This window comes from Pseudomonas sp. HR1, assembly GCF_030175875.1.
Classification (GTDB): domain Bacteria; phylum Pseudomonadota; class Gammaproteobacteria; order Pseudomonadales; family Pseudomonadaceae; genus Chryseomonas; species Chryseomonas oryzihabitans.
Genome location: NZ_JASNRF010000007.1, coordinates 154,013 through 174,411 on the forward strand (window position 1 = coordinate 154,013; position 20,399 = coordinate 174,411).

16 protein-coding genes are annotated in these 20,399 nt (G+C 65.6%); 7 read left to right on the forward strand and 9 right to left on the reverse strand.

Annotated features, from left to right (window positions below; genetic code table 11):
- Nucleotides 1-41: 41 nt before the first annotated feature.
- The 7 genes from QKY98_RS21445 to QKY98_RS21475 form a co-directional block, all read right to left on the reverse strand.
- On the reverse strand, nucleotides 42-593 hold the full coding sequence (locus tag QKY98_RS21445) for an ATP-dependent Clp protease proteolytic subunit (RefSeq protein ID WP_007162210.1): 552 nt from the start codon (nucleotides 591-593) through the stop codon (nucleotides 42-44).
- 150 nt (nucleotides 594-743) lie between these two features.
- Nucleotides 744-1,544 (reverse strand): universal stress protein, encoded by an 801-nt coding sequence (locus tag QKY98_RS21450; RefSeq protein WP_007162211.1) that lies wholly within the window; start codon nucleotides 1,542-1,544, stop codon nucleotides 744-746.
- Between the two features lie 138 nt (nucleotides 1,545-1,682).
- Nucleotides 1,683-2,834, reverse strand: coding sequence for an acyl-CoA dehydrogenase family protein (locus QKY98_RS21455; RefSeq protein ID WP_284671556.1), 1,152 nt, complete (start codon nucleotides 2,832-2,834; stop codon nucleotides 1,683-1,685).
- Nucleotides 2,835-2,845: 11 nt separating this feature from the next.
- On the reverse strand, nucleotides 2,846-3,898 hold the full coding sequence (locus tag QKY98_RS21460) for an enoyl-CoA hydratase/isomerase family protein (RefSeq protein WP_027597699.1): 1,053 nt from the start codon (nucleotides 3,896-3,898) through the stop codon (nucleotides 2,846-2,848).
- Entirely contained in the window at nucleotides 3,895-4,791 is an 897-nt protein-coding gene (gene mmsB, locus QKY98_RS21465; RefSeq protein WP_027601235.1) for a 3-hydroxyisobutyrate dehydrogenase, read from the reverse strand. Before mmsB ends, QKY98_RS21460 begins: the two co-directional genes overlap by 4 nt.
- A 13-nt stretch (nucleotides 4,792-4,804) precedes the next feature.
- Nucleotides 4,805-6,319 (reverse strand): CoA-acylating methylmalonate-semialdehyde dehydrogenase, encoded by a 1,515-nt coding sequence (locus QKY98_RS21470; protein WP_027597701.1) that lies wholly within the window; start codon nucleotides 6,317-6,319, stop codon nucleotides 4,805-4,807.
- Nucleotides 6,316-8,049, reverse strand: coding sequence for an AMP-binding protein (locus tag QKY98_RS21475; RefSeq protein ID WP_284671557.1), 1,734 nt, complete (start codon nucleotides 8,047-8,049; stop codon nucleotides 6,316-6,318). Before QKY98_RS21475 ends, QKY98_RS21470 begins: the two co-directional genes overlap by 4 nt.
- 208 nt (nucleotides 8,050-8,257) lie before the next feature.
- Between QKY98_RS21475 and QKY98_RS21480 the strand changes: the two genes are divergently transcribed.
- Together QKY98_RS21480 and QKY98_RS21485 are read left to right on the forward strand one after the other, a co-directional pair.
- Nucleotides 8,258-9,214, forward strand: a complete 957-nt coding sequence (locus QKY98_RS21480; RefSeq protein WP_077173088.1) for a LysR family transcriptional regulator — start codon at nucleotides 8,258-8,260, stop codon at nucleotides 9,212-9,214.
- A gap of 98 nt (nucleotides 9,215-9,312) precedes the next feature.
- Entirely contained in the window at nucleotides 9,313-9,759 is a 447-nt protein-coding gene (locus tag QKY98_RS21485; RefSeq protein WP_169742432.1) for a hypothetical protein, read from the forward strand.
- A 17-nt stretch (nucleotides 9,760-9,776) separates the two neighbouring features.
- Here the strand turns inward: QKY98_RS21485 and QKY98_RS21490 are convergent, their stop codons facing one another.
- Nucleotides 9,777-10,727: a 2-hydroxyacid dehydrogenase gene (locus QKY98_RS21490; RefSeq protein WP_077173087.1), complete on the reverse strand. Its 951-nt coding sequence runs from the start codon at nucleotides 10,725-10,727 to the stop codon at nucleotides 9,777-9,779.
- 55 nt (nucleotides 10,728-10,782) lie between these two features.
- Nucleotides 10,783-12,090, reverse strand: a complete 1,308-nt coding sequence (locus tag QKY98_RS21495) for an Nramp family divalent metal transporter (RefSeq protein WP_284671558.1) — start codon at nucleotides 12,088-12,090, stop codon at nucleotides 10,783-10,785.
- A gap of 280 nt (nucleotides 12,091-12,370) precedes the next feature.
- On the opposite strand from QKY98_RS21495, the gene tig reads away from it, so the two are divergent.
- The 5 genes from tig to QKY98_RS21520 all read left to right on the forward strand — a co-directional run bounded on the left by tig (nucleotide 12,371) and on the right by QKY98_RS21520 (nucleotide 20,358).
- Nucleotides 12,371-13,681 carry a trigger factor gene (gene tig / locus QKY98_RS21500; RefSeq protein WP_007162221.1) on the forward strand — a complete coding sequence of 437 codons (1,311 nt, stop codon included), beginning with the start codon at nucleotides 12,371-12,373 and terminating at the stop codon, nucleotides 13,679-13,681.
- 90 nt (nucleotides 13,682-13,771) lie between these two features.
- Nucleotides 13,772-14,413 carry an ATP-dependent Clp endopeptidase proteolytic subunit ClpP gene (gene clpP, locus QKY98_RS21505; RefSeq protein ID WP_007162222.1) on the forward strand — a complete coding sequence of 214 codons (642 nt, stop codon included), beginning with the start codon at nucleotides 13,772-13,774 and terminating at the stop codon, nucleotides 14,411-14,413.
- A gap of 110 nt (nucleotides 14,414-14,523) precedes the next feature.
- The gene (gene clpX / locus QKY98_RS21510) at nucleotides 14,524-15,804 is read left to right on the forward strand and encodes an ATP-dependent Clp protease ATP-binding subunit ClpX (RefSeq protein WP_007162223.1); all 1,281 of its coding nucleotides are present in this window, start codon (nucleotides 14,524-14,526) and stop codon (nucleotides 15,802-15,804) included.
- Nucleotides 15,805-15,930: 126 nt separating this feature from the next.
- On the forward strand, nucleotides 15,931-18,327 hold the full coding sequence (gene lon / locus QKY98_RS21515) for an endopeptidase La (RefSeq protein WP_108581990.1): 2,397 nt from the start codon (nucleotides 15,931-15,933) through the stop codon (nucleotides 18,325-18,327).
- A 174-nt stretch (nucleotides 18,328-18,501) separates the two neighbouring features.
- Entirely contained in the window at nucleotides 18,502-20,358 is a 1,857-nt protein-coding gene (locus tag QKY98_RS21520) for a SurA N-terminal domain-containing protein (RefSeq protein WP_284671559.1), read from the forward strand.
- Nucleotides 20,359-20,399 lie beyond the last annotated feature (41 nt).

Consider the following 20,399-nt stretch of genomic DNA (forward strand, 5'->3'; position numbering starts at 1 on the left):
AAACCCGGTGGCCAAAGGTCACCGGGTTTTTTATTGCCTGCTCAGAGATGGATGAAGGTGGTGACCTCACCCGGCTGCACGCGGCATTCGTCGACGGCATGGATCACCCCGGTGGTCAGGGCCGCTTCCGGACTCAGCAGCCGGGCGTTGGCCTTGAGGCAGCTGTGGATGTCCAGGGCCTCGGCGGCACCGGCGGTGCGCTCGGCGACGATGCGGGCATAGAGATCCAGGTCGTAGTCCAGGCACATGGCGTATTCGGCCATGCGCGCATGGTCCACCGAGTTGTTCAGATTCCAGTAGAAGGAGTGGTAGAGGAATTTGCTGTGACGACTGGCGGTGCGGTGTTCGCCGGCCAGGAAGAGGATGTTGCCCATGGACTCGACGGTGCCCAGGTTGTGGGTATGCACCGGCAGCGGCAGGGACAGCAGGAAGTTGTACATCGTGAAGCCGTAGCTGCAATCGCCGCCCATGGTGGCGATCTTGAGCAGGATGCGCGAGGCGTCCTGCTGCACGGCCTGGGAGCACTGGGCGATCAGCTGGCCGCAGCTGGTGGAATTGATGGGACCGGTGAAATGGATGACATGGGTGCTCATGGGGCCTACCGACGCGCCGGGGAGCCCGACAGAGGGCAGGGCTCTATGTCTTCTGCTTCGGCGATTTTCGGGTGGGCTTGAGCGCTGGCGTCGGCTGGCCGACGAAACGCGTCCCGAGCGGATGGGCTGTGCCCGGGTAGAGGCGCGGTCTCAGCGCAGCAGCAGCATCGGTACTTCGGTCTTGTGCAGCAGCTGGGTGGTGCGACTGCCGCGCAGGAAGCGCCAGACCGAGGAGTGACTGTAGGCGCCCATGATCAGCAGGTCGGCCCGGCGTTCGTCGAGGTGGCGGGGGACGATGCGCTCCACGTCGCCATGGGCGACGGTGGTGTCGACCCGGCAACCGGCGCTGCGCAGCAGCAGGGCCAGGTCATCCAGGCGCTTGCGCAGGATCGGATCGTCTTCGCCGACGCGCAGCAGGGTGCCGCTCATGCCGGCCAGCAGCGGACTGCGCGCCAGCGCCAGGATGCCCTGGTGGGTGGCTTCCCGGCCGTCATAGGCGATGGTGAATTGCCGCGGCGGCTTGAACGGCCCCGAACAGATCAGGATCGGCCGGTGCACGGCGCGGACCACGGCCTCCAGCTGGCTGCCGATGCCGCTGTCCCCGGAGCGCTCGCCGCGCTTGCCGATCACCAGCAGGCGGGTGTCGGCTTCCAGGGTCTTGAGGGTATCCACCAGCCCCTCGGGGCGGCGCAGGATCTGCGGCGCCGAGGTCAGGCCCTGCTGCAGCAGGCGTTGGCGGGCATTGAGCAGCAGCGCCTTGGCCATGCCGGCGCCGACGTCATCGTCCAGATAGACCGGGGCGCCGTTGGCGACCTTCTTGCCGCTGCTGGCCGACTCCTGCACGTGCAGCAGGGTGACGGGCGCGTCCAGTCGTCGCGACAACCAGGCGGTGTGGTCGCAGACGCTTTCGGCGTGGGGAGATCCATCGATGCAGGCGAGCAGGGAGGCCATAACGGTATTCCTTGGCAAGACCGGGACCAGACACGATCCCTGTCAGGAGCGTAGCACCCGCCCAGTGCTGTCCAGATGACGCCTGGGTGTCATCTTCGGCTTTTGCTGGGCAGGTCACGGCCGTCATCCCGGACGCCCTCACATTTCGTAGCGATCGAGTTCCCGGGTGATCAGCAGGCGCTGGATTTCACTGGAGCCTTCGTAGATCTGGGTGATGCGGATGTCGCGGTAGTACTGCTCCACCGGGTAGTCCTCCAGGTAGCCGTAGCCGCCATGAATCTGGATGGCCTTGGAGCACACCCATTCGCCCGTCTCGGTGGCGAACAGCTTGGCCTGGGAGGCTTCGCTCAGACAGGGCTGGCCCGCCGTGCGCAGTCGCGCCGCATGCAGGATCAGCAGCCGCGCGGCATTGAGGCGCGTATGCATGTCCGCCAGCATGTTGGCGATGCTCTGGTGCTGGATGATCGCCTTGTCGAACTGGATGCGCTCGCGGGCATAGCCGAGCGCCGCTTCGAAGGCCGCGCGGGCGATCCCCAGCGCCTGGGCGGCGATGCCGATGCGGCCGCCTTCCAGGTTGGACAGGGCGATGGCCAGCCCCTTGCCGCGCTCGCCCAGCAGGTTGGCCGCCGGGATGCAGCAGTTGTCCAGGGTGACCGCGCAGGTGTCGGAGGCGCGCAGGCCCATCTTGTGCTCGGTGCGCTCGACGCGAAAGCCGGGGGTGTCGGTAGGCACCAGAAAGGCCGACAGGCCCTTCTTGCCCAGCTCCGGATCGGTCACCGCGAAGACGATGGCCAGGCCCGCGCGGCGACCGTTGCTGACGAATTGCTTGCTGCCATTGAGCACCCAGCTGTCACCGTCGAGTACCGCCCGGGTGCGCAGGTTGTGCGCCTCGGAGCCGGCCTGGGGTTCGGTCAGGCAGAAGCAACCGATGACCTTGCCGGCGGCCAGGTCAGGCAGCCAGCGGTCCTGCTGTGCGGCACTGCCGTAGCGCAGCAGCGGGCCGCAACCCACCGAGCTGTGGATGCTCATCAGGGCGCCGAGGCTGCCGTCGCCGGCGGAGATCTCTTCCACCGCCAGGGCATAGGCGACGTAATCCAGGTAGGTGCCGCCCCATTGCTCGGGCACCACCATGCCCAGCAGGCCCAGCTCACCCAGCTGGGCGACCACGGCGTCGTCGATCCACTCGGCCTTTTCCCAGGCGCGGGCGTGGGGCGCGACCTCGCGGCGGGCGAAGTCACGCGCCAGGTCGCGGATCATGCGTTGTTCTTCGGTGAGTTCGATGTCGTGCATGGGAGCCTCCCTCAGGAATGGCGAAAATCGGCGAAAAAGGCAGCGACGCGGCGTGGATCCAGGTCCTGCCAGCGGGCCGGATTCCAGTGCGGCGTGCGGTCCTTGTCCACCAGCATGGCGCGCACCCCCTCGACGATCTCGCCCTTTTCGAACCAGCGGCGATCCAGGTGCAGCTCCAGGGCGAAGCACTGTTCCAGCGACAGCCCGCCGCCCTGGCGCAGCAACTCCAGGGCAGTGGCGACCGCCAGCGGCGAACGGGCGTCCAGGGTGGCGAGGGTCTCCTGCGCCCAGTCGCGATAGGCGGGGCGCTGCTCCGCCTCCAGGCTGGCGCGCAGCTCCTCGACGGTGGCCGCCGCAAAGTGCTCGGCGATGGCCGGGCGCAGATCGGTCAGGCGCGCGGCTTCGGCCGGCGCCGCGGCGAATTCCTGCAGCAGGGCGGCCAGGTCGGTGGGGCCCTGGGCAGTGGCTGCCTCCAGGCGCTGCAGCAGGTCGGCGTTGGCCGCTTCGGGAATGAAGACATCGGCCAGGCCGGCGGCCAGGGCATCGGCCGGACCGATCTGCACGCCGGTCAGGCCCAGATAGAGACCCAGGTGGTCGGGCAGGCGCGGCAGGAAATGGCTGGCGCCGACGTCGGGGAAATAGCCGATGGCGGTTTCCGGCATGGCCATGCGGGTGCGCTCGCTGACGATCCGCAGCCGCGCCGCCTGGACCAGGCCCATGCCGCCGCCCAGCACCAGCCCCTGGGCCAGGGCCAGCACCGGCTTGGGATAGCGGTGCAGCGCCAGGTCGAGGGCGTATTCCTCGGTGAAGAAGGTCAGGTGCAGGTCATCGCCGCGCTGGTAGCTGTCGTACAGCGCCCGGACATCGCCGCCGGCGCAGAAGGCCTTGGGCCCGTTGCCGCGGAGCACGATCACCCGCACGCCCGGGTCCTGCTCCCAGTCGCGCAGCGCCCCGTGCAGGGCGCGCACCATGTCCAGATCCAGGGCATTGAGCCCGGCCGGGCGATCGAGGGTCAGGTAGCCGACCCCGCCGCGTCTTTCCAGCAGTACCTTGGCGTCGCTCATGCACCGTCCTCGTCCAGGTAGTCCTGGATGATGGCCGAGAAATCCAGCCCGCCGCCACCCGCGCGGCTGAATCTCTGGTAGAGCTGTTGCGCCACTGCGCCGAGGATCACCGGCTGCTGCACGGCGCGCGCTGCCTCGGTGGCCAGGCCCAGGTCCTTGAGCATGAGGTCGGCGGCGAAGCCGCCCTGGTAGCCGCGCGAGGCCGGCGCCTGGGGCAGTACGTCCGGATAGGGGTTGTTGACCTCCGAACTCCAGCAGCGCCCGCTGCTGGTATTGATCACTCCGGCCAGGGTCTTGGCGTCCATGCCCAGGCGGGTGCCCAGGGCCATGGCCTCGGCCACCCCGATCATGGAGATGCCCAGCAGCAGGTTGTTGGCCACCTTGGCCACCTGGCCGTTGCCGCTGGCGCCGCAGTGCACCAGGTTGCGGCCCATGGCGGCCAATAGTGGCTGGGCGCGCTGGAAGCCGGCTTCGTTGCCGCCGACCATGAAGGTGAGGGTGCCCGCCGCGGCGCCGCCGGTGCCGCCGGAGACCGGTGCGTCCAGCAGTTCCAGGCCGCGTTCGGCGGCGGCACTGGCCACCGCCCGGGCGCTGAGCGGATCGATGGTGGAGGAATCGATCAGCAGGGTGCCCGGCCGGGCCCGGGCGATCAGCCCGTCGTCGCCCAGGTAGACCGTCTTCACATGGGCAGCCGCGGGCAGCATGGTGATGATCACTTCCGCGCCGCTCTCGGCGACGGCGGTGGGCGAGGCGGCGACCTCGGCGCCTTCGGCGCGCAACGCGTCCAGGGCGGCGGTGGAAAGGTCATAGACGGTCAGCTGATGGCCGGCCTTGAGCAGGTTGCGGGCCATGGGCGCGCCCATGTTGCCCAGTCCCAGAAATCCCAGATGCATGCTGGCGTCTCCCTTACTTGAGGGTGATGGTGGTGTTGACGACCCCGGCGCTGCCGACGTCCTGCTCGTCGGGCCAGCGCGTGGTGATGGTCTTGGTCTGGGTATAGAAGAGCACCGCCTGCTTGCCATAGGGCCCCAGGTCGCCCAGCTTGGAGGCGCGCGAACCGCTGAAGGAGAACAGCGGCACCGGCACCGGGATGGGCACGTTGATGCCGACCTGGCCGACGTCGATGTCTTCCTGGAAGCGTCGCGCCGCGGCGCCGGAGCGGGTGAAAAGGGCGACGCCGTTGCCATTGGGGTTGGCGTTGATCAGGGCGATGGCCTCGTCGAGGGTGGCCGCGTGCATCACGCAGAGCACCGGTCCGAACAGCTCTTCGCGATATAGGGTCATGTCGGTGGTCACCCCGGAGAACAGCGTCGGGCCAACGAAGTTGCCCTTCTCGTAGCGCTCGACCTGGATGTTGCGACCGTCCAGCTCCAGGGTCGCGCCTTCGCTCACGCCGCGCTCGATCAGGCCGCTGACCCGGTCCAGCGCCTGGCAGGAGATCAGCGGGCCGACATCGGTGCCGTGCTCGTGACCTGCCCCCACCTTGAGGCTGCGCGCCTTGGCCACCAGGTCCGGCACCCAGCTGTTGGCTTCGCCCACCAGCACCACCACCGAGACCGCCATGCAGCGCTGACCGGCCGCGCCGAAGGCGGCGCCCACCAGGTTGGCCAGCGTCTGCTCGCGGGGCGCGTCGGGCATCACCACCGCGTGGTTCTTGGCGCCCATCATGCACTGGACGCGCTTGCCGGCTTCGCTGGCGCGGCGATAGACGTGGGTGCCCACGCGGGTGGAGCCGACAAAGGATAGCGCCTTGATGTCCGGATGATCGCAGAGGGCGTCCACCACCGCCGGTCCGCCATGGACCACGTTGAGCACCCCGGGCGGCACCCCGGCTTCCAGCGCCAATTCGGCCAGGCGCATGGTCACCAGCGGATCCTGCTCCGACGGCTTGAGGACAAAGGTGTTGCCGCAGGCGATGGCCATGGGGAACATCCACAGCGGAATCATCGCCGGGAAGTTGAAGGGGGTGATGCCGGCGCACACGCCCAGGGGTTGCAGCAGGGTATAGGTGTCCACCCCGCTGGCGACGTTGTTGGCCAGTTCGCCCAGCTGCAAGTTGCCGATGGCCGCGGCGTGCTCCACCACCTCCAGGCCGCGGAAGACATCGCCCTCGGCGTCGGCCAGGGTCTTGCCCTGTTCGGCGGTGAGCAGCGCGGCCAGTTCGCTCATGTGCTCGCGGATCAGCTGCTGATAGCGCAGGAAGATGCGCGCCCGGGCGCCGATGGGCGTCTTGCGCCAGGTGGCGAAGGCCGCCTTGGCACTGGCGACGGCGCGCTGCACCTCCTCGGCGGTGGCGAAGGGCACCCGCGCCAGCACCTCCTGGGTCGCCGGATTGATCACCTCGCGGCTTTCGCGGCTGGTGGAGGAGACGAACTGGCCGTCGATCAGCAGCGGCACGTCTTTGATGGCGGTCTGGGTCATGACAGGGATTCCTGAGCGGTGGCCGGGGTGGCCGGGGCAGGGTGGGCGGCGAAGTCTTCTTCGGCGTAGTCGTGGAGGTCGGCGCTGCCGCCGGCGCGGCGCTGGGCCTCGCCGAGGCGCAATTCGATGCGGCGGATCTTGCCGGACAGCGTCTTGGGCAATTCGCTGACGAATTGCAGGCGGCGTACCCGCTTGTAGGGCGACAGGCAGCCGCGGGCGAAGCCGAGCAGCTCCTGCGCGAGTTCAGGCGAAGGCGAATGGCCGGCGGCCAGGATGACGAAGGCCTTGGGCACATTGAGGCGCAGGGGGTCGGGGCTGGGCACCACCGCCACCTCCATCACCGCCGGGTGCTCGATCAGGGCGCTCTCCAGTTCGAAGGGGCTGATGCGGTAGTCCGCCGACTTGAAGACGTCATCGGCGCGGCCGACGAAGGTGATGTAGCCCTCGACGTCACGCACCGCGGTATCGCCGGTGCGGTAATGGCCGTCGCGCATCACCTCGGCGGTCTTTTCCGGGCTATCTTCGTAGCCCAGCATCAGCCCGGCCGGCCGTGGCTGCAGGGCCAGGGCCACCTCGCCGTCGTCGCCCGGCCGGCCATCGGCATCTAGTAGCGCGATGTGACACCCGGGCAGCGGGCGCCCCATGGAGCCCGGCTTGAGCGGCTGTCCGGGGGTGTTGCCCACCAGGGCGGTGGTTTCCGACTGGCCGAACCCATCTCTCAGGGTCAGCCCCCAGGCCGCCTGCAGGCTGTCGATGATCTCGGGATTGAGCGGTTCGCCCGCGCCGACCAGCTCGCGGAGTTGCAGGCGCTCGCGATAGGCGGCGAGATCCTCCTGGATCAGCATCCGCCACACCGTGGGCGGCGCGCAGAGGCTGGTGACCGGATAGCGCGCCAGCACCTCCAGCAGCGCCTGGGGCTTGAAGCGCGGCACGTCATGGATGAACACGCAGGCGCCGGCGTTCCAGGGCGCGAAGACGCAACTCCAGGCATGCTTGGCCCAGCCGGGGGACGAGATGTTGAGGTGCACATCGCCCGGTTGCAGACCGATCCAATACAGGGTGGACAGGTGCCCGACCGGATAGCTGCTGTGACTGTGCAGCACCAGCTTGGGCCGCGAGGTGGTCCCCGAGGTGAAGTAGAGCAGCAGCGGATCCGTGGCGAGGGTCGGGCCATCCGGCAGGAAGTCGCTGGCACAGGCGGCCGGCGCATAGGGTTGCCAGCCGGCCACCGGCGCCCCAACGCAGATGCGGGTGAGGCCGGCATCCAGACTGGCGCAACGCTCCGTGTGGGCGCTGCCCACCACCAGGTGGGCGATCCGCCCGCGCTGCACCCGATCCTGCAGATCGGCATCGCTGAGCAGAGTGGTGGCGGGCACCACCACGGCGCCCAGCTTGAAGGCGCCAAGCAGCGTCTCCCACAGCGCCACCTCGTTGCCCAGCATCACCAGGATGCGTTCGCCGCGGCGCACACCCTGGGCGCGCAGGAAATTGGCGGTGCGATTCGACGCCTGGCGCAACTCGGCGAAGCTGTAGCGCTCTTCCCGGCCTTCGGCGTCGAGGCGCCACAGCGCCGGACCGGCATGCTCCTCCGCCAGGCGATCGAAATGGTCCAGCGCCCAGTTGAACTGTTCCAGTTGCGGCCAGCGGAAATCGCGGACGGCGGTGGCGTAGTCGGTGCGATGGCGCAGCAGGAAGTCCCGCGCTTCGCGGAAGGCGTCGCCGGCCGTCATGGGTGATACCCCGCGGCCTGCAGGGGCGGGAGGGAAGGGCAGCGTCCGGCCTGGCGCCGGGATGGGGCGTGAGGGTGGGTCATGGTGGCCTGCTCGTTATTGTTGTTGGCTAGCAGAGGTTCGCGCCATCACCGCTCGTGACGCGACCTGGTAAGCAGTATAGTTCCGGCAAAAGTCTCCTGGCTTCCGACAAAAACGCCCGACCGATATGCAAAAATCCAATAACCCGGCTGCGCGTCTCGACTGGGACGACCTCAGATTCTTCCTCGAAGTGGCGCGCACCCAGAAGGCCAGCGCGGCCGCCCGGCGGCTGGGGGTCGACTACACCACCGTGTCGCGGCGGATCGCCGCCCTGGAAAAAGCGCTGGGCGCGCTGCTGTTCGAGAAGTCGCGCAGCACCGGCTTCAGCCTCACCATGGAAGGGCAGCGTCTGCTGGTGCACGCGGAAACCCTGGAGAGCACCCTGCAGACCGCCTGCGAGCAGATCTCCGATACCCGGCTGGCGCCTTCCGGCCAGGTGCGCATCGGCGCCACCGAAGGCTTCGGCAGCTACTTCGTCGCGCCCCAGCTGAGCTTCTTCCAGGATCGCTATCCGGGCATCACCCTGGAGGTGCTGCCGGTGCCGCACTTCGTCAACCTGTCGCGCCGCGAAGCCGACATCGCCATCACCCTGGAGCGGCCCGAGCGGGGGCCCTATGTCTGCCGCAAGCTCTGCGACTACCGCCTGCGGCTCTATGCCACCGCCGACTACCTGGCCAGCCATCCGCCCATCGCGCAACTGGCCGATCTGCAGCACCACCGATTCATCACCTACGTCGACGATCTCGCCTTCAGCCCCGAGCTGCTCTATCTGGAGCGGATCCTGCCCGAGGCTAGCAGCGGCCTGCGCAGCACCAGCGTGATCGCCCAGTACCAGGCGGCCCTGTGCGGGCACGCCCTGGCGATCCTGCCGTGCTTTGTCGCCGAGCCCGATCCGCGGCTGGTGGCGCTGCTGCCGGAGCAGATCCAGATCACCCGGCAATTTTGGCTCTATTACCGCGAAGACCTGCGCCGCCTGCGGCGCATCACCCTGGTGACCGACTACCTGCGCGCCTGCACCGACGCCAATCGCGACTTCCTGCTGGGTGAAACCCGCACGCCAGTGCTGGGCTGGCCGACGCCCTGAAGCCCGTTGCCGATCGGTGCGGCACCCCGGGACCCGGCTGGGGTCTCAGAGCTGTCGGTCGTCCGTCGACGGCCTCCAGTGAACAGATGGGAACGGCAATGGAACGATATCAGGCATTGAGTCAGGCGCTGAGCAAGGCGGCCGAGCGGGAAGAAGCCTATTGGCAGGGACTGGAGCGCCGCCTGCATGAACTGCCGGATTGCTTCACCCGCTACCTGGGCCTCACCCCGGCCGATCAGGTGGATGCCGGGCTGGGCCTGGAAAAGCGCGTGGATGGCAATATCGTGCGCGAACTGGAGGTCTATGCCCGCTATGACCTCACGGTGATCGTCGATGACCTCGCTGGCACGCCCCAGACCTTCGCCATCGGCCTGTCCTTCTTCTATACCAATGACCACTTCGTGCTGAAGGAGCGCGAGGGCGAATTCTCCGTCGCCCTCGAACCCCAGGACGATCCCGACCGCTTCTGGGCCGAAGGCTGCCGCGAGATCTACGACTCCCTGGCGCGCCGCATCCGCGGCAAGACCCTGCCGGCCATCGAGTAACCCGCGGTTCGCATCCGTCAGACCGGCGTGACCAGGCGCCCCTCGGCGAAATAGCGCTCCACGTTGGCCAGCACCAGGTCGGCCATGGCCTGGCGGGTCTCGTGGGTGCCGCTGCCGAGGTGCGGGGTGAGCACCACGTTGTCCAGCGCCAGCAGGGCCGCGGGCACCTCGGGCTCCTCGGCGAAGACATCCAGGCCGGCGCCACCCAGGCTGCCCGCTTGCAAGGCGGCCACCAGGGCGGGCTCGTCGACCACGCTGCCGCGGGCGATATTGATGAGATAGCCGTGCGGTCCCAGGGCGGCGAGGATCCGGGCGTCGACCAGCTTGTCGGTGGCCGGTCCGCCGGGCAGCGACAGGACGAGGAAATCCGCCGCCTTCGCCAAGTCTTCCAGCTCGGCGTGATAACGATAGGGGACGTCCGGCTGCGGTTGGCGTCCGTGATAGGCCACCTCCATGCCGAAAGCTTCTGCCCGCCGGGCGATGCTCTTGCCGATGTTGCCCAGGCCGACGATGCCGCAGGTCTTGCCGGCCAGGCGCGAGGTCAACGGAAATTTGCCCTGCCGCCAATCGCCGCGGCGCACGAAACGATCCGCGGCGCTGATGCCCCGTGCCACGTCGATCAGCAGCGCGAAGGCGGTATCGGCGACGCAGTCGTCCAGCACGCCAGGCGTGTTGCTCACCACCACGCCCAGATCCCGTGCCGCTGCGATGTCGATGCTGTCGTAGCCCACCCCGAAGCTGAACACCGCCTGCAGGCCGGGCAGGGTGCTCATCAACTCGCGTGTCGCACCGTGCACGCCGGAGGTGACCAGGGCCACTACGTCCCGGCCACGCGCGGCGAGCAGGGCGGCCTGATCGGGTGCTTCCCAGAGCCGCAGCACCTCATGGCGTGAATTTAGGGCGTCCTGCAGGGCAGGCAACAGCGGACCTACCTGCAGCAGCAGCGGACGTTCGTTCTGTTCAGGCATCTCTAGACTCCTTGAAGAGGCAGGGGCGGCGAATCCGCCCCTGAAGGGGGAGGGCCTAGCCCAGCAGCTGCAGGCCGAGCTGGATCGCGACCCAGATCGCCAGCAGGGTGGCGAAGCCCAGCGCCAGGTTCTCGAACCAGTTGTTGCGATACCTGTCGCCCAGCAGCGACTTCTGGTTGGACATGATCAGCAGCCCCAGGGAGATCACCGGCAGACCGACGATGTTGAGGGCATTCACGCCGATGGTCAGGGTCACGAAGTCGGGCATGCCCGGCAGCGACCACACCAGCGGTGTCACCAGGATGAAGAGCAGGAACCACTTGTGCGCCGGGTCCTTGTGAAAGGCCTTGCCATAGCGTTCGCGGCGTTCCGGACGGATGTGCTGCAGGGCATCGGTGATCAGCATGGGAAAGGCGGTGGTCTTGCCCACCACGCTGGCGAACAGGGTGGCGAAGACCCCTGTGAAGAAGATCAGCCAGCCGCCGGCGCCAAAGAACAGCTCCAGGGCCGCGCCCAGGTCACTCAGGGTGTTCACCTGCAACCCATTGGGTCTGAGGATCTCCACCCCGACCACCCAGATCGCCAGGTTGATGACGATGCCGACCACCACCGCGAAGAGCAGGTCGTTGCGCTGGATGCGCTTGTGTTCCGGGCCGGTCCAGCCCTTTTCCTTCATCACATAGGGATGCACGAAGTTGGCGATGGAGCCGGCCACGGCGCCGATCACCGATACGGCGACCAGCAGGGCGCCGTGCACGCCTTCGTCCGGCGGAATGCTGAAGCCGATGGTGCCGCGCAGGATGCCGCCCAGATCCGGACCCGACATCACCGCCAGGGTGATGAACGCCAGCGTCATGACCGCCAGCAGCAGTTTCATCACGCCCTCGATCAGCGCATAGAAATTGCGGCCCACCAGCAGCCAGACCGCGATCACCACCGCCGCCGAGCAGAGCAGCGGCTGGTCGAGGTGGAGCAGGGTGGCCAGGGCTTCGCCCGCGCCCTTGAGCATATAGGCATTGGTCAGGTGCCCCATGATCAGCGCATAGCCGAGCATGAACCAGGCGAACACCGGGTGCAGCTGGGCATAGCCTTCCAGGATCGACATGCCGCGGTTATTGCACAGCTGGAAACGGGCGATGATGTTGACGATGAGAAAGCGCAGCAGCAGGGACACCGCCAGCACCCACATCATGGCGTAGCCGTAGTTGGCGCCTGCCACCGAGGAGGTGATGAGGTCCCCGGCGCCCAGCCAGGACAGCACCGCGATGATGCCGGGGCCCAGCAGCTTCGCCAGGCGGCGCAGGCCGGAGTCTTGCGCCTTGTTCAGGGTTACGGATTTTTCGACGGAACCGGATCGCTCCATGGGGGCGGCTCTCCTAACGATTGTTGTTGTTGTGAATGGGCCGCAGGCGGCCTTTTCGTTAGCTTGCCCTCTAGGGTTTAGCACTACATACGACGTCGTACAACTTTAGACGGACGACAAAATGTTGCCTTCCTCGGGCTCGGCCGGGCTCGCTTCGGTGGCACCCGTACGCACCGCTGGATCAAGCCAGGTGACTTCGCCTGAGACTGTCTCTAGAATGGTCGCCCTTGATTCTGGGGGGTCGGAGTGCCGGCCTGTTCTTGTGCCACGAGGAATATCCATGCAAGTTTCCGTTGAAAACACCTCTGCTCTCGAGCGTCGCATGACCATTGGCGTGCCGGCCGAGCGTATTGAAACCGAAGTGAACAAGCGTCTGCAGCAGACTGCACGGCGTGCCAAGGTTCCCGGTTTCCGCCCGGGCAAGGTACCCATGAGCGTCATCCGCCAGCGCTACGAAGCCTCGGCTCGTCAGGAAGCCTTGGGTGATCTCATTCAGGAAACCTTCTACGAAGCCGTTGTCGAGCAGAAGCTCAACCCGGCCGGCGCACCCGCCGTCGAACCCAAGGTGTTCGAAAAGGGCAAGGACCTGGAATACGTCGCCACCTTCGAAGTCTTCCCCGAGTTCGAAGTGAAGGGCCTGGACGGCATCGAGATCGAGCGTCAGGACGCAAGCGTCGAAGACGCCGACATCGACAAGATGCTCGACGTGCTGCGCAAGCAGGGCACCCGCTACGAAGCCGTTGACCGCGCTGCCGCCAACGACGACCAGGTCACCATCGACTTCGTCGGCACCCAGGACGGCGAAGCCTTCGCTGGCGGTTCCGCCGAAGGCACCAAGCTGGTGCTGGGTTCGGGCCGCATGATCCCCGGTTTCGAAGACGGTCTGGTCGGCGCCAAGGCCGGTGACGAGCGCGTGCTCGACCTGACCTTCCCCGAGGACTACCAGAACCTGGATCTGGCCGGCAAGGCCGCCCAGTTCAAGGTCACCGTCAAGGAGGTGGCCGCGCCCGAGCTGCCCGAGCTGAACGAAGCCTTCTTCAAGCAGTTCGGTGTGGAAGAGACCACCGTCGAAGGTTTCCGCGCCGAAGTGCGCAAGAACATGGAGCGCGAGCTGCGCCAGGCCCTCAAGACCAAGGTCAAGAACCAGGTCATGGACGGTCTGCTGGCTGCCAACCAGATCGATGTCCCGGCTGCCCTGATCAGCAACGAAGTGGATCGTCTGCGCGTGCAGGCCGTCCAGCAGTTCGGCGGCAACATCCAGCCCGAGCAGCTGCCGGCCGAGCTGTTCAGCGAGCAGGCCAAGCGCCGCGTGCTGCTGGGTCTGATCATCGCCGAGATGGTCAAGCAGTTCGAGCTCAAGCCCGATGACGCCCGCGTTCGCGAGCTGATCGAAGAGATGGCGGCGGCCTACCAGGAGCCCGAGCAGGTAGTGAAGTGGTACTACCAGAACGAGCAGCAGCTGAACGAAGTGCGTTCGGTTGTACTGGAAGAACAAGTCGTGGATACTGTCCTCAAGCAGGCAAAAGTCACCGACAAGCAGGTCTCCTACGAGGACGCGGTCAAACCGGCCGAGGCTCCGCAAGCAGCCTGATCTGCCTCCAGTTGCTAGTTCACCTAAGCCAGCCTCGTGCTGGCTTATGTGTTTTTGACAGGTCATCCAGATAGGGAGCTAGTGCAGGACATGTCCCGCAATTCATACATGCAATCCATGCCCGATATTCAAGCCGCTGGCGGTCTGGTACCCATGGTGGTGGAGCAATCCGCCCGGGGCGAGCGCGCTTACGACATCTACTCCCGGCTGCTCAAGGAGCGGGTCATCTTCCTGGTCGGCCAGGTCGAGGACTACATGGCCAACCTGGTCGTCGCCCAGCTGCTGTTCCTGGAAGCGGAGAATCCTGACAAGGACATCCACCTCTATATCAACAGCCCGGGTGGTTCGGTGACCGCCGGCATGTCGATCTACGACACCATGCAGTTCATCAAGCCCGACGTTTCCACCATCTGCATTGGCCAGGCCTGCAGCATGGGCGCCCTGCTGCTGGCAGGCGGCGCCGCCGAGAAGCGTTTCTGCCTGCCGCACTCGCGGATGATGATTCACCAGCCCCTGGGCGGTTTCCAGGGTCAGGCTTCGGACATCGAAATTCACGCCCGTGAAATTCTGACCATCCGCGAGCGTCTGAATAAGGTGCTGGCGCATCACACCGGTCAGCCGATGGACGTGATCGCCCGCGATACCGACCGTGACAACTTCATGAGTGGCCCCGAAGCCGTCGCCTACGGCCTGATCGACAAGGTCCTCGAGAAGCGCAACATCCCCGCCTGACCCCGCCTCGACCACCTGCCCAGGCGCCGGTCGTTTGGGCAGGTAGGCTTGAAAAACCGTGCAATAGGCTCCATCTTGTTGATGTAAGCACATTCCATTGGATCGATCGAATGACAGATACGCGCAATAGCGACGATAACGGCAAGCTGCTTTACTGCTCCTTCTGCGGCAAGAGTCAGCACGAAGTACGTAAATTGATCGCTGGACCCTCCGTCTTCATCTGCGACGAATGCGTCGACCTGTGCAATGACATCATCCGCGAGGAAGTCCAGGAAGCTCAGGCCGAAAGCAATGCGCACAAGCTGCCAGCGCCGAAGGAAATCAGCGCCATCCTCGACCAGTATGTCATTGGTCAGCAGCGTGCCAAGCGGGTCCTCGCCGTTGCCGTCTACAACCATTACAAGCGTCTGAATCAGCGCGAGAAGAAAGACGACGTCGAACTGGGCAAAAGCAACATCCTGCTCATCGGTCCGACCGGTTCGGGCAAGACCCTGCTGGCGGAAACGCTGGCGCGCCTGCTCAACGTACCTTTCACCATCGCCGATGCCACCACTCTGACCGAAGCCGGTTACGTGGGTGAAGACGTCGAGAACATCATTCAGAAGCTCTTGCAGAAGTGCGATTACGATGTGGAAAAGGCCCAGATGGGCATCGTCTATATCGACGAGATCGACAAGATCTCGCGCAAGTCCGACAACCCCTCCATCACCCGTGACGTCTCGGGCGAGGGCGTGCAGCAGGCGCTGCTGAAGCTGATCGAAGGTACCGTGGCGTCGGTTCCGCCCCAGGGTGGCCGCAAGCATCCCCAGCAGGAATTCCTGCAGGTCGATACGCGCAACATCCTGTTCATCTGTGGCGGCGCCTTCGCCGGCCTGGAAAAGGTCATCCAGAACCGTTCCACCAAGGGCGGCGGCATCGGCTTCAATGCCGAGGTGCGCAGCCAGGAACTGGGCAAGAAGATCGGCGAATCCCTGCGTGACGCCGAGCCCGAGGATCTGGTCAAGTTCGGTCTGATCCCCGAGTTCGTCGGTCGTCTGCCGGTCATCGCGACCCTGGACGAGCTGGATGAACCTGCACTCATGCAGATCCTGACCGAGCCGAAGAACGCCCTGACCAAGCAGTACGCCAAGCTGTTCGAGATGGAAGACGTGGATCTGGAATTCCGTCCCGACGCGCTCAAGGCGGTTGCCCGCAAGGCGCTGGAGCGCAAGACCGGTGCCCGGGGCCTGAGATCCATCCTCGAAGGCATCCTGCTCGAGACCATGTACGAGATTCCTTCGCAGAAGGAAGTCAGCAAGGTGGTCATCGACGAGAGCGTCATCGACGGGAGTTCCCAGCCGCTGCTCATCTACGAGAACAGCGAGCCCGCCAAGGCGGCGCCAGACGCGTGACAAAAGGGGCTTCGGCCCCTTTTTCATTTCAGCGACGGTTGTATTTTGCGGCGCCCAACCTCATGTTAGAGAAAACCGAGGCCTTAACCGCATCTGCGGCCGATTATTTGCCGAGACCCGTATCCCATGACTACGACGATAGAACTTCCCCTGCTGCCCCTACGTGACGTAGTGGTCTATCCCCACATGGTCATCCCATTGTTCGTCGGAAGGGAAAAGTCCGTCGAGGCCCTCGAGGCCGCCATGGCTGGCGACAAGCAGATCCTGCTGGTCGCGCAGAAGAATCCCGGCGACGACGATCCCGCCGCGGATGACATGTATCACATGGGTACGGTCGCCACCGTTCTCCAGCTGCTCAAGTTGCCCGACGGCACCGTCAAGGTCCTGGTCGAGGGCGAGCAGCGTGGCCGTATCGAGTCCTTCGTCGAGAACCAGGCCTATGCCCGTGCCCTGGTCACCCTGATCGAGGACAGCGAAGCCCCGGATCGCGAATCCGAGGTGTTCTCGCGCAGCCTGATGAGCCAGTTCGAGCAATACGTGCAACTCGGCAAGAAGGTCCCCGCCGAGGTGCTGTCTTCCCTCAACAGCATCGAAGATCCCAGCCGCCTGGTCGATACCATGGCCGCGCACATGGCGCTGAAGATCGAGCAGAAGCAGGAGATCCTCGAGATCACCGAGCTGGGCCCCCGCGTCGAGCACGTGCTGGCCCTGCTGGATGCGGAAATCGACCTGCTGCAGGTGGAAAAACGCATCCGTGGCCGCGTCAAGAAGCAGATGGAGCGCAGCCAGCGCGAGTACTACCTCAACGAACAGATGAAGGCCATCCAGAAGGAACTGGGCGACATCGATGAAGGACACAACGAGGTCGACGACCTCAAGCGTCGCATCGAGGCCGCCGGTTTGCCCAAGGATGCCCTCGCCAAGGCCAATGCCGAGCTGAACAAGCTCAAGCAGATGTCGCCCATGTCGGCCGAAGCCACCGTGGTGCGCTCCTACATCGACTGGCTGGTGAACGTGCCGTGGCAGGCCGAGAGCAAGGTCCGTCTGGACCTGGGCCGCGCCGAGGAAGTCCTCGACAAGGACCACTACGGTCTCGAGGAAGTGAAAGAGCGCATTCTCGAATACCTCGCCGTGCAGAAGCGCGTGAAGAAGGTGCGGGGCCCGGTGCTGTGCCTGGTCGGTCCGCCCGGCGTGGGCAAGACCTCGCTGGCCGAGTCCATCGCCCGCTCCACCGGTCGCAAGTTCGTGCGCATGGCCCTGGGTGGCGTGCGTGACGAAGCCGAGATCCGTGGTCACCGCCGCACCTACATCGGCTCCATGCCGGGTCGTCTGATCCAGAAGATGACCAAGGTCGGGGTGCGCAACCCGTTGTTCCTGCTCGACGAAATCGACAAGATGGGCAACGACATGCGCGGCGATCCCGCCTCTGCATTGCTCGAGGTCCTGGATCCGGAGCAGAACCACACCTTCAACGACCATTACCTCGAGGTGGACTACGACCTCTCCGACGTGATGTTCGTCTGCACCGCCAACTCCATGAACATTCCGGCGCCGCTGCTGGACCGCATGGAAGTGATTCGGCTGCCCGGCTACACCGAAGACGAGAAGGTCAACATCGCCACCCGCTACCTGATTCCCAAGCAGGTCAAGGCCAACGGCCTGAAGAAGGGCGAGGTGGAATTCGATGAAGCCGCCCTGCGCGACATCATCCGCTACTACACCCGTGAAGCGGGCGTGCGCAGTCTGGAGCGTCAGGTGGCCAAGGTCTGCCGCAAGGTGGTCAAGCAGCACGCCCTGAGCAAGGAGCGTACCGCCAGCGTCACCGTGGACACCCTGGAGCACTGGCTGGGCGTCCGCAAGTTCCGCTACGGTCTGGCCGAGCAGCAGGATCAGATCGGTCAGGTCACCGGCCTGGCCTGGACCCAGGTAGGCGGTGAACTGCTGACCATCGAGTCCGCCGTGGTCCCCGGCAAGGGTCAGATGATCAAGACCGGTTCGCTGGGCGACGTGATGGCCGAGTCCATCACCGCGGCCCTGACCGTGGTCCGCAGCCGTGGTCGCAGCCTGGGTATCCCCAGGGACTTCCACGAGAAGCACGACATCCATATCCACGTCCCCGAAGGCGCCACGCCCAAGGACGGTCCGAGTGCCGGTATCGGCATGTGCACGGCGCTGGTGTCGGCGGCCACCCGCATTCCGGTACGCGCCGACGTGGCCATGACCGGCGAGATCACCCTGCGTGGTCAGGTGCTGGCCATCGGCGGCCTCAAGGAAAAGCTGCTCGCAGCCCACCGCGGCGGCATCCGTACCGTGATCATTCCGGAAGAAAACGTCCGGGATCTGCGGGACATTCCGGATAACATCAAGGCCGACTTGCAGATCAAGCCGGTCAAATGGATTGACGAGGTCTTGGAGGTTGCGCTGCAATACACGCCGGAGCCGCTGCCGGACGATGGTCCGGAGCTCGTCAGCAAGGACGAGAAGCGGGATCAGGAAGGCAAGGAGCGCGTCAGTACCCACTGACGGCGCCCCTGGGCTTGATGGGCGGGCCCCCAGCTGAAGCTGCTGGTGTTCCGCCGTCCTGCTGGATGCAAGGTCCTTGATCGACGAAAAGGCGCATCTCGAGATGCGCCTTTTCGCTATTTGCTATTCGACGATTTCGCCATGGCCGGTCCGGCCACAGCTCGTGGGGGGAACATGCTACAAAACATCAGGGACCGTTCGCAGGGATGGATTGCCAAAGTCATCATCGGATTCATCATCCTGCTGATGGCACTGACCGGCTTCGAAGCGATCATCCGCGCCACGGGTCACCAGGGCGCCGTCGCGCTGGTCAATGGCGACGAGATCAAGCAGACGGAGCTGGCCCAGGCCGTGGAAATGCAGCGTCGCCAGCTGCAGCAGCAACTGGGGCAGGGGTTCGATCCGTCCACCCTGGATGACCGTCTGCTGCGCGAATCCGCGCTCAAGGCACTGATCGACAAGCAACTGCTGCTGCAGAGCGCCAAGGCCGATCGCTTCGCCTTCTCCGAGCAGGCACTGGATCAGCTGATCCTCAATACCCCCGAATTCCAGACCGAAGGGCGTTTCGATCCGCAGCGCTTCGATCAGGCCGTTCGCCAGATGAACTACAACCGCCTGCAATTCCGCGATCTCCTGCGCGACGAGATGCTGATCGGTCAGCTGCGCGCCGGCATCGTCGGCAGCAACTTCGTCACCGATGCCGATATCGAGGCCTTTGCGGCCCTCGAACGGCAGACCCGTGACTTCGCCCTGCGTACCGTCAAGGCCTCGCCGGCCGGCATCACGCCGACCCAGGACAAGATCCAGGCCTACTACGACAGCCACAAGAACGCCTTCATGACCCCCGAGCAGGTGGTCATCGAGTACGTCGAGCTGAAGAAGGATGCCTTCCTGGCCAAGGCCAAGGTCGACGAAAGCCGCCTGCAGGCCGCCTACAAATCCGAGATCGCCAATCTGTCGGAGCAGCGTGACGCCGCCCATATCCTCATCGAGGTCAATGACAAGCAGAACGACGAGCAGGCCAAGGCCAAGATCCAGCAGATCCAGGAACGCCTGAAGAAGGGCGAGGACTTCGCCAAGCTGGCCAAGGAGTTCTCCCAGGACCCGGGCTCGGCGGCCAATGGCGGTGACCTCGGCTTTGCCGGTCGCGGCGTCTATGATCCGGCCTTCGAAGAGGCGCTCTATGCGCTGGCACCGCAGCAGGTGTCGGCTCCGGTGCGCACCAGCTTTGGCTGGCACCTGATCAAGCTGCAGGGCGTACAGGCACCGGAAGTGCCCACCCTGGCCAGCGTCCGGCCGCGTCTGGAACAGCAGCTCAAGGCGGAAGACGCCGATCGCCTGTTCGTGGAAGCGGGCCGCAAGCTGGAAAGCTCCGCCTATGAGTCCTCCGACCTGGGCCAGCCGGCCCAGGAGCTGGGCCTGCAGGTCAAGACCAGCGCGCCCTTCGGTCGTGAAGGCGGCGAGGGGTTGACCGCCAACCGCCAGGTGATCGAGGCGGCTTTCAGCGAAGACGTCCTGCGCAACGGGGCCAACAGCACCGCGCTGCAACTGGATCCGGAGACCCTGGTGGTGATTCGTGACAAGGAGCACCGTACGCCGCAGCTGCAACCTCTGGATGCGGTCAGAAATGAGATCGTGACCCGCCTGACCCACGAAAAGGCCGCAGCCGTGGCCAAGCAGACGGGTGAGCAGCAGCTCAAGACCCTGCGCGACGGCGGCAAGGCCGTGGCGGGCGACTGGCGTACCGTCGAAGCCGCCACCCGCAACCAGGAGGGTATCGATCCTCAGGTGTTGCAGGCGGCCTTCCGCATGGCCAAGCCGGAAGGCGACAAGCCGTCCTATGCCGGTGTCAGCCTGCAGAACGGTGACTTCGTCCTGATCCGGCTGCAGGGTGTCGGGGTGCCCAAGGAAGCCCTGAGTGCCGAGGACAAGGCGTTGTATCGTCGCTACCTCGCCTCGCGCGCCGGCCAGGTCGATTTCGCTGCCTACCGTCGGGCCCTGGATGCCAAGGCCGAGATCAAGCATCTCTGATACGAAAAAAGCCCGGGAAACCGGGCTTTTTCTTGGGCGGT